Raw genomic sequence first — 1,080 nt, 5'->3', positions numbered from 1 at the left:
CAATCAGAGGTTCCCAGATCGCCCATGTCTCGTCCGTAAAGGTGCCTGTTCTGTCTCCTTCTTCCATCCCTACAATATGGGAAGAAATTCAAGATCTAACAGGCCCTAGCTCAGGATGAACGTACTCGTCGAAAGGGCGAGCAAGCAGGTTGGTCTCCAGCGCGCGACGTTTCGGTTCCGGCAACTGATCATATTGAGTTGCCAGGAGGTCGATGGCGTCCTTGCGTGTGTCGGGGGCCAGTAGAAACTCAGGGCTGGCCGCATAGGGGAGAAGACGCTGCGCCAAGACACCGCCACGCTCGGCAGCGGCCATGAAAAACCTGGACCACAGAACCCCCAGCCTACAGAGCAGCACGGCATGGTTTACCGCCGCGAGAACCGCTGATTCTTCGCCGGTTTTGAGCCAGATCAGGAACTGGGAAAGGAGTTCGTCAGCGTCTTCCGCGTATTTCGGGTGTGGGTCGTGGGCCCAGATATGGCTATGGTCCGGCTGCAGATGGACAATGGTGCTGTCCACTGAGAAGCTTAGTTCTTCCAGATGTTCCGAACGTGGATGCGCTCTGGCGACGTAGCCTTCGATCGCCTTTATAAGCGCTTCCGTTGCCTCGACTGGCGACGTGGCTAGGAAATCCGGGAAATACTCCTTCAGCGACCAGCGTGCGCCCTCAAAGTCCTGTCTGGCATTGGACGTCAGATTAAAGATTCGACTGCTGCCAATCGAAGTCTGTCGGTCTTCAGTAACTTCGCCTGTGAAGACGCTCTGGTAGACCTCAACTGCGAACTCGGGTGAGGCAGCGGCAATCTGTTTGATCTTCCGGGCAAGAGCGGGCAGTTCCTGAGGGGCAAACCGTTCGAAGCGATCCTTTGAGAGCACCTGGCGCAACAAGGCGACCGACGCACCAACATTAGTCGTGATGGTGTCGGCCACGAAGCCGATCGCCGGTGTGGCGAGCGCCTGAGAATCTTCTAAGAGCCTGAATCAGAAAGCGGTTTGATTGATTTTTCGCAGAACTCTGCGGATATGGGCAATCATCAACCATGCGCAGGATGACGAGATTGTTGTCTCGACATCCTTCGTGA

Annotated in this window: 1 protein-coding gene and 1 pseudogene; both read right to left on the bottom strand. The window is 55.8% G+C overall.

The window, feature by feature from the left end; all coding sequences use genetic code 11:
- Window positions 1–88: 88 nt before the first annotated feature.
- Window positions 89–928, bottom strand: a complete 840-nt coding sequence (locus tag GOB93_RS20945) for a hypothetical protein (RefSeq protein ID WP_173585276.1) — start codon at window positions 926–928, stop codon at window positions 89–91.
- A gap of 51 nt (window positions 929–979) precedes the next feature.
- A pseudogene (locus GOB93_RS20940) lies at window positions 980–1,080 on the bottom strand (IS5/IS1182 family transposase); the annotation flags it as partial.

Origin of the sequence: Acetobacter musti (assembly GCF_011516835.1) — a bacterium.
Lineage (GTDB): Bacteria > Pseudomonadota > Alphaproteobacteria > Acetobacterales > Acetobacteraceae > Acetobacter > Acetobacter musti.
The sequence above is the reverse complement of the archived record's forward strand: the minus strand, read 5'-3'. Positions and strand labels throughout refer to the sequence as shown.